This window comes from Prosthecobacter sp. (assembly GCF_044373815.1).
In the GTDB taxonomy this organism is placed as follows: domain Bacteria; phylum Verrucomicrobiota; class Verrucomicrobiia; order Verrucomicrobiales; family Verrucomicrobiaceae; genus Prosthecobacter.
The window spans coordinates 1-7,391 of the sequence record NZ_JBIPNG010000333.1; the positions used below are offsets into that span (position 1 = coordinate 1).

Sequence of the window (7,391 nt, forward strand, 5' to 3'; positions counted from 1 at the left end):
AGCTGGGCTGCACCCGCATTCTTCTGGGCAGCAGCAGAGCCTTTTTGCAGGACGGTCTGACGCGCTACAAGGGCAAGTGGATGGACGGCTTCAATCAGGATGATGGGCACATCACCGCCAACCACGTCCTGCTGTTGCGATGGAACCGGCTGGCTGGGCCAGTGGCGGAGTTTTTGAGCAGCGCAGGGCTCATTCATCATGAACAGTCCGGCTATTCCGCACTGTGGGCATTTCCAAGTCATCTAGCCCTGAGCGCGGAAACTCTTCAAAAGCAGTACGAAGTATTGAAATTGAAAGATCTATACCGTTTCCGCATCCTGCTGCCGGACAAGGCTCCACCCGGCTTTGTGTGTCCGCCGGAGGTGCGCTTGATCGAAATGCCTGCAGCGGAAAAGGCCGGGGCGGGTGGCATCATTGGCCTCGATTAACCTGAAAACCAACCTTGTGGCAGTCCCGCGCCCAACTAAAATTTTAATCTTTATTTAGGCGTATTTAGTTTTGCTTCAGGCACACTCTTTATCATAAAGAGAGGCAGTTTATAAAGCCATGGTCCAGAAGATTTCATTTCACGAACATCGATCCATCATCGCGCAAATCCGGCGTGAAGTTTACACGACCGGCCTGCTGCATGAGATCGATGAATTTGATGAATTCGCCCATCATTTTGCGCTCTTCAACTCAGCCAAAGAAATCACAGGCGTGATCCGCATGCTGCGCAGTGACGAAGTGCCGAGACTGGAACTGCAAAGTGAATCTGATGCGCAGGACCTGGTGTTTCCCCAGAGTGGGCTCATCATGGAAGTCTCACGCGGCTGCGCGCGAAAAAGCACCACCAGCATGCCGCTGATGCAGCTGGCCGTGGCCATGCAGCAATATGCCAAAGAGCAGAAGGCCGCACATGTGGTCACCAAATCCGGCAAGCGCCTGCTGCCGCTGTACCAGACCATGGGCTTTCGTGTCTTCGGCAAGCCATTCTACTCCGACTGGTTTGACGACCGCAAGACCGGGCTGTTGAGCATCCCGATCATCTACGACTTCGTCAAACCCGGTGTGGTTCCCGCCGTGGCCGTCCCTCCGCCCCAGCAGCATGAGGAGGAAGAAGTGCTGGTGTGGTAAAACGACTGAGTGAAGTGGTGGCACGAGCAGTGCGGGCACAAAAAACCGCGTGACGCCAGAGCGCCACGCGGTTGTAAATCAATCCGTAGCTATGCCGATCAGTCGAGATCAGCAATGCGCACGGGCTTGCCACCCTGCTCGGCGCTTTTGTCGGAGGCAAAGATGACTTCAAAGGTGCGCAGCGCTTCGGGGAAGCTGGTGAGCGGCATTTCCTTGCCTTCGTCCAAGGCGTCAAAGAAGGCCTGGAACTGAGTTTCGTAGGGGTGGTCGCTCACGTCACCGGAGTCGAGCATCTTCATGGAGAGCTTGCTCCAGGCGTGCTTGTCGGTGTGCAGCTTCATGGAGTGGAACTTATCATCCAGCAGGCTGCCCTGGCTGCCACACAAGTGGGTGTGGAAGTAGTAGGGCTGCAGGCAGTCCACCACGGCGGCGGATTTGCCCACGGCACCGTTCTTGAAGTGAATGAGGGTGACGCTGGTGGTGTCGTACTCGTAGGGCTTGAAGATCTCGCTCTGCGTCTTGGTGGAGAAACTGGTGACGCTTTCGATCTCGCCACCCATGACCATGAGCAGGGCATCCAGCGCATGGCAGCCGGCGGTGAGCAGCGCGCTGCCGCCGTCCTTCTTGCCCGTGTTCCAACGGAACTGGCCATACCAGGGGCCGATGCCGTGGTAGTAGTCGACTTCGCCATAATGGATGCTGCCAAGCAGGCCTTCATCGATCAGCGCCTTCGTGACCTGAAACTGATTCGAGAAGCGGCACTCAAAGCAGACGCAGCCCTTCACGCCATTGGCCTTGGCTGCGGCGACGATTTCGCGCACTTCCTGCAGCGAGTTGGCCATCGGCTTTTCGAGGATGATGTGCTTCTTCGCATTGGCCGCCTTGATGGCCTGATCCCGGTGCTGGCTCGGGTAGCTGGAGATGTCCACCACGTGGATGTCTGGATTGGCCAGCATCTCGTCGAGGTTCTGGTAGCTCTTGATGGGCGTGCCGTGCTTCGCGGTCAGTTCGGCGTCGTCCAGTTTGCGGGAGGAATAGATCGCGGTGACCTGGCCCTGTTTGGTTTTGTTGATGGCGTCAATGTGAGCGCTGGCGGCCCAGCCGTATCCGATGATTCCGACGTTGTATTTCTTCATGGTGAGTGAGTGCATGCTCCAAACCGGAGGCATGATTGTCAATATCAATACCCGGTACGGAAGTGTCTCTTTCGAGTCTTTTTGCGCCAGCGTGCACGCATTAGGCGGCGCACAACCACTCCGACAATCTTCTCATCCCGGCTGAGCAGCACAAAAATAACAAAGCCGCGTTGTTCACGCGGCTTTGCAGAGGGGTTTTAAACTGGAGAGGCCCGCTTATTCAGCGTCGTCTTCAGCAGTGGCGGCTTCGCCAGCGGCGGAGACGTTCAGCTTGACGGTGGCGGTGATTTCGTGGCCGAGCTTGACGACGATTTCGAAGTTACCGGTGCTCTTGATCGGCTTTTCGAGGACGATCATGTGACGATCCACTTCGATCTTGGACTCTTCGGAAAGAGCCTTGGCGATGTCGATGGTGGTGATGGAACCGAAAGCCTTGCCGCCCTGACCGGTGGAAAGGGTGAGCTTGAGCTTCACCTTCTTCAGCTTGGAGGCAATCTTTTCAGCTTCAGCGACTTCCTTGGCTTCGCGCTCGGCACGCACGGCCTTGAGACGCTCGGTGTAGCGGAGGTTGCCCTTGGTGGCTTCATAAGCCTTGCCCTGGGGAAGCAGGAAATTGCGCGCAAAACCGCGCTTCACGCTGACGACGTCAGCTTCGGCTCCGAGGCCTTTGATTTGTTCTTTGAGAATAACTTGTGTGTTTGGCATGGCGACATTCCCTCGGGGAAAAAGGGGCGCGAAACTACACGCCTCCTAAGTTCTGTCAAAGGCGGATTCTAGGTTCTTTTGAAAGTGTGGGTTCCACTTCAGATCCCCATGTTGGCCAGCGTGGTCGCCAGCCGGTTCATAAAACCCGTCGCTTCCGGGTGCGCAGCCTCAAGTTCTTCCACGGAAGAAAGCCACTGGCCCTGGGCCTGCCCGGGTTCTGCGGTGGGGGCTTCAGCCTCGGTCTGTGCCAGCAGCTCAAGCAGCTTGGTCTTCGCGGCTTCTGGCAGATCGCCTGCGTCTGCCACCAGTGTCTTGAGTTGTTCCAGTTGCTCTGTGTTCATGGTTTTCCCACTCTGTCACTGTGAGCATGTCCCGACAAGAGTTTTGATGCCGCAAGAATGTGCGAGTCATGCGGTCAAATCGCCACGTCCTGCGACCGACAGCAGCGCGAGCACGCTGATGCTGTCGCGGATGCGTCCATCACGCGCCATTTGAATGGCTTCGACTAGAGGAAGGCGCAGGACTTCAAGTTCTTCCGTGTCCTCGGGCTGGGCCTCGGTGTGGGTCAGGCCGGTGGCGATGAAGATGTCGCAAACCTCGTTGCTAGTGGAATTCGAAAGCTGGATGCCGGAGAGCAGGGGACTGATGGTGGTGGCGACGATGCCTGTTTCCTCCCTCAACTCACGCCGCGCCGCTTCCACCGGGGATTCACCGGCAGGACAACCGCCTTCGGGGATCTCCCACTCGTAGCGTCCGTGGCAGTAGCGCCACTGGCCCACGAGCCAGGTGTGACCTTCTTCATCCACAGGAATGACGCCGACCGCGATGTTCTTGTACTCCACCACGCCATAGATGCCGGGGCCGCCTGTGGGTTTGAGCACCTGATCCTCGCGCACGCGGATCCATGGATTGGCATAGGTCTCGCGGGTGGAAAGGGTCTGCCAGGGGTTCGGATGCTGGGGGAGATGCATGATCAGAGAATCAAGGATCACTTTACCGTCGAAAGCACCAAGCCATCGCTCTCCACCTGGTACTTCTGGATCGCCTTCAGCACAGGGCCCAGCGTCTTGTCATTCTGATAGGGGCCCATCACGCCGTACATCGCCATGCCTTTGACCATTTCCTCCGGTATCGTCTTGCCCGGCACCCGCACGGCACTGACTTTGGCATCCGGTCCCAGCTCGGTCATTTCAAGGGTATAATCCACTTCGCCGACGAGGTAACGCTTGGAGTCCTCCCAGAATTTTTTGTTCATCGGCAGGCTGACATCGGTGATGAGGGTCTGCTTGGCCGCATCCAGCGACTTGACCCGAATCATGTCTTTGTAGCTGCCGCTGCCGCCGTCTGGAGCCAGCGTGAGCATGGAGTTGAGGTCCGCCACGCTGAGCTTCATCGTGGCCGTTTTGCCTGCATTCGCTAAGGCTGCAAAGTCGGTGAGCTTTTTCTCCAGGTCTGGCGCCGCCGCCACGTCAGGCAGTTTGGCGGGAGCCGACTGAGTGATCGCAGCGATGGCGGCATCCATCGTGGTCAGCGTGTAATAGCCCCACCAGATGATGAAGACGAAGACTCCGACCACCGCACTCATGATGATGCAGCCGTAGCCAGAGTGGAACTCGCCCGTGGGAACTTTTTGAATCTTTTCCATCCCTCATCTGAATGCGGCGGTGGCAAAGATCAAGCTGGGGTTCGTCCGGGTGTGGATGAGATGCTCATGGAGCAAGTCCAGCCTGCAGCCCTTCCAAGGCCGGCTGACTGGCCGCCTTCGAGTAACCTGCACGGGCAAGGCGCTGGCCTGCCTCCACAAGAACTGCGGCGGATGCTGCGGGACTGCGTGGCTTGGCGAGGCTGGCGATCATCTTCTGCCCGATCTCATCCAAAGCCGGACGCACGGTCAGCTTGAGGTCGGGCACCATGACATAGGAAGTCACCCCCTGAGAATGCTGCTGCAGCCATTCCTCTTGTACCACTTTAGCCGCCACCATCTGCCCGGTGAAAAAGCGCCGCACGTTCTCTTCCTTCAACCCGGCAGCGACACCGCGCTGCGTCATCGTGCGCAGCAGTTCCGCTTCGCGTACAGGGTCTGTGATGGGCAATGACTTCACCTGCTTGGCCAGGGCAACTTCATCCATCCAGTTCAGACGTTCCACCATCAGGACTGGCAAGGTCTTGGGGGAAGAACAGGCGCACGGCAGCAGGGTCAGCACACACGACAGGAGTGAAAGAGTGACAGATTTCATGGAACGAGATTAGGCACTTGAGGCTGAAGTCGTCCACTGCTTTGGCGCGCTCCAAAGCAGTCTCAGCTATAAGTTCCCAGGACCTGATGAACGTTTTCGATGGCCATGCTGCCTTCACCTACGGCGGCGCTGCAACGTTTGACGGAACCCGAGCGTACATCGCCTGCGGCAAAAACACCTGGACGGCTGGTCTCAAAGGGATAGGGCGCACGATTTGCGTTTTTCCAGGCGGGAGCATCGGCCACGGCCTGCCCGGTTTTGATGAAGCCTTTTTCATCACGCAGGATCTCGGGCGGCAGCCACTCGGTGCAGGGTCTGGCACCGATCATGGAGAACACCGCTGCGGTTTCCACGGTGCGGACTTCGCCGCTCTTGGTGTTGAGGATTTCAACCGACCTCAGCCGGTCATCGCCCATCATTTTCTGAACCTGGGTATGATAAAGGATCTCGATGTTGGACCTCGTAGTCACCCGGTTGGAAAGGTAGCTGGACATGCTCTTGGTGAGGTCTCCACCACGGATCACCATGATGACCTTTTTAGCCACTTCGGACATGAACATCGCGGCCTGCCCGGCGGAATTGCCGGCACCGACAACGATGATGGTGTTGTCTTTGCAGAATTTGGATTCCATCTTCGTCGCGGCGTAGTACACGCCCATGCTTTCGAATTTTTCGCGGCCCTCGGCATCGATCAGATTGTACTGAGCACCGGTGGAGAGGATCACGCATTTCGACCGCAGAACGGTCACGCTGCCTTCGATCCGCAACTCCGCGCCATACTCTCCCTCCGCAAACGAGAGCGTCAGTGCGCGGGATGGAGTGGAGAACTTCGCGCCAAAGCGATGTGCCTGAAGCTGGGCGCGGCTGGTGAGCGCTCCGCCGCTGATCCCGGTGGGGTAGCTGAAGAAGTTTTCGATCAATGAAGACGATCCCGCCTGGCCTCCCGGCGCGAAGCTTTCCAGCACCACCGTTTCGAGTCCCTCCGAAGCGCCATTCACCGCCGCCGCCAGTCCGGCTGGGCCAGCGCCGACGATGGCCAGATCGCAGAGCAGTTCAGAGTCCTGCTCGGTCGAAAGCGGGCGCAGCAGTCCGGCCACGCGAGCCACATCCAGAATGGTGGGATCCGGCGTGACGGTGCCGTCGCTGGCAATCAACACCGGGAGGTCGGCTGGCGTGAGGCCGCGCAGTTCACAGATGGCCAGACCTTCGGTGGATGTGGCATCGATCAGGCGATGCATGACGTGATTCTTATCGAGGAAATCGTCGATGCGATGTCCCAGGCTGCAGCGGGGGCTGGCGAGGATGCGGAGGCCCGCGAATTCCTTGTCCCGCATCAGGCGCTCGCGCCGCATCATGAAGGCCTGCACCAGTGGCTCACCCACGCCGGGCAGTTCGGCCAGCGCCCACCTCAGCTTGTCGGCAGGAACGAGAAGGACCTCGGACTTCTCTGCCTTTCCCCGGTAGCTGGCGAGCGACGAGGTGCCGGTAAGCATGGACACCTCGCCCACGAAATCGCGCGGCTTTGGGTTCGCGAGGATTTGCTCCACGCCATCGCGATTCTCAAACACCTCCAGCTCGCCACTGATCACGAGCGCCATCGGGAACTCCCGCTGCCCAGCTTTGACGATGATCTCTCCCGCGCGGATTGTTTGTCGAACTCCGAGCGCCTCCAGTTGCGCAAGCTGATGGTCATCCAGTTTCGGAAACGCGATGCTTTCGGTGTCGCGATAAAAAAGCTCGTCCTTCTCTTCAGCGGTCATGGGGTGAATTCTTCCGCACTCGGAGGCAGGCGCAACGTAAAGTACGCATGAGCTTTAACTCGTTCTGGATTCTGGCTGCTTGAGGAGTTTTCCAGAACGAGCTAAGGCTCATCAGCATCTTCATCTTGAAACCAACTTCCCCATCGAAAATTCTCATGGCCATGTCCGGTGGCGTAGACAGCAGCGTGGCCGCCGCCGAACTCGTGCGCGCAGGGCATGACGTGTCCGGCGTGTACATGAAGAACTGGATCAATGAGGAGAACATCATCGGCCATTGCCCGTGGGAGGAGGACATCACTGACGCCGAGGCCGTGGCCAAGCAGCTGGGTATCCCGTTTCGTGTGGTCAATCTCATGACGGAATACCGCGAAAAGGTCGTGAAGTACCTGATCGAAGGCTACCAGGCCGGCATCACGCCAATTCCCGATGTGATGTGC

The 7,391-nt window shown here is 58.2% G+C and carries 9 protein-coding genes and 1 pseudogene; 3 read left to right on the forward strand and 7 right to left on the reverse strand.

The features are described from left to right. Together ACIREA_RS22225 and ACIREA_RS22230 are read left to right on the forward strand one after the other, a co-directional pair. A partial coding sequence (locus ACIREA_RS22225) for a hypothetical protein (protein WP_397384548.1) occupies positions 1 to 428 on the forward strand: 428 nt, incomplete at its 5' end. A gap of 118 nt (positions 429 to 546) precedes the next feature. Then, positions 547 to 1,116: a GNAT family N-acyltransferase gene (locus tag ACIREA_RS22230; RefSeq protein ID WP_397384549.1), complete on the forward strand. Its 570-nt coding sequence runs from the start codon at positions 547 to 549 to the stop codon at positions 1,114 to 1,116. 98 nt (positions 1,117 to 1,214) lie between these two features. Here ACIREA_RS22230 and ACIREA_RS22235 read toward each other — a convergent pair whose 3' ends face one another. The 7 genes from ACIREA_RS22235 to ACIREA_RS22265 form a co-directional block, all read right to left on the reverse strand. Beyond that, positions 1,215 to 2,267 (reverse strand): Gfo/Idh/MocA family protein, encoded by a 1,053-nt coding sequence (locus ACIREA_RS22235; RefSeq protein WP_397384550.1) that lies wholly within the window; start codon positions 2,265 to 2,267, stop codon positions 1,215 to 1,217. 201 nt (positions 2,268 to 2,468) lie between these two features. After that, entirely contained in the window at positions 2,469 to 2,957 is a 489-nt protein-coding gene (gene rplI / locus ACIREA_RS22240) for a 50S ribosomal protein L9 (RefSeq protein WP_397384551.1), read from the reverse strand. A gap of 98 nt (positions 2,958 to 3,055) precedes the next feature. After that, entirely contained in the window at positions 3,056 to 3,298 is a 243-nt protein-coding gene (locus ACIREA_RS22245; RefSeq protein WP_395732524.1) for a DUF4404 family protein, read from the reverse strand. 66 nt (positions 3,299 to 3,364) lie between these two features. Further along, positions 3,365 to 3,928 carry an NUDIX domain-containing protein gene (locus ACIREA_RS22250; RefSeq protein ID WP_397384552.1) on the reverse strand — a complete coding sequence of 188 codons (564 nt, stop codon included), beginning with the start codon at positions 3,926 to 3,928 and terminating at the stop codon, positions 3,365 to 3,367. Between the two features lie 17 nt (positions 3,929 to 3,945). Beyond that, the gene (locus ACIREA_RS22255; RefSeq protein WP_397384553.1) at positions 3,946 to 4,602 is read right to left on the reverse strand and encodes a hypothetical protein; all 657 of its coding nucleotides are present in this window, start codon (positions 4,600 to 4,602) and stop codon (positions 3,946 to 3,948) included. A 64-nt stretch (positions 4,603 to 4,666) separates the two neighbouring features. After that, positions 4,667 to 5,194, reverse strand: a complete 528-nt coding sequence (aroQ, locus tag ACIREA_RS22260; protein ID WP_397384554.1) for a gamma subclass chorismate mutase AroQ — start codon at positions 5,192 to 5,194, stop codon at positions 4,667 to 4,669. 62 nt (positions 5,195 to 5,256) lie between these two features. Beyond that, positions 5,257 to 6,954, reverse strand: coding sequence for an FAD-dependent oxidoreductase (locus tag ACIREA_RS22265; RefSeq protein ID WP_397384555.1), 1,698 nt, complete (start codon positions 6,952 to 6,954; stop codon positions 5,257 to 5,259). A 125-nt stretch (positions 6,955 to 7,079) separates the two neighbouring features. Here ACIREA_RS22265 and ACIREA_RS22270 point away from each other — a divergent pair. Further along, a pseudogene (locus tag ACIREA_RS22270) lies at positions 7,080 to 7,391 on the forward strand (tRNA 2-thiouridine(34) synthase MnmA); the annotation flags it as partial.

Excerpts from the sequence above, each read along its gene's own strand:
- ACIREA_RS22230 (WP_397384549.1), top strand. The coding sequence starts at position 547 with ATGGTCCAGAAGATTTCATTTCACGAACATCGATCCATCATCGCGCAA.
- ACIREA_RS22235 (WP_397384550.1), bottom strand. The coding sequence starts at position 2,267 with ATGCACTCACTCACCATGAAGAAATACAACGTCGGAATCATCGGATAC.
- rplI (WP_397384551.1), bottom strand. The coding sequence starts at position 2,957 with ATGCCAAACACACAAGTTATTCTCAAAGAACAAATCAAAGGCCTCGGA.
- ACIREA_RS22245 (WP_395732524.1), bottom strand. The coding sequence starts at position 3,298 with ATGAACACAGAGCAACTGGAACAACTCAAGACACTGGTGGCAGACGCA.
- ACIREA_RS22250 (WP_397384552.1), bottom strand. The coding sequence starts at position 3,928 with ATGCATCTCCCCCAGCATCCGAACCCCTGGCAGACCCTTTCCACCCGC.
- ACIREA_RS22255 (WP_397384553.1), bottom strand. The coding sequence starts at position 4,602 with ATGGAAAAGATTCAAAAAGTTCCCACGGGCGAGTTCCACTCTGGCTAC.
- aroQ (WP_397384554.1), bottom strand. The coding sequence starts at position 5,194 with ATGAAATCTGTCACTCTTTCACTCCTGTCGTGTGTGCTGACCCTGCTG.
- ACIREA_RS22265 (WP_397384555.1), bottom strand. The coding sequence starts at position 6,954 with ATGACCGCTGAAGAGAAGGACGAGCTTTTTTATCGCGACACCGAAAGC.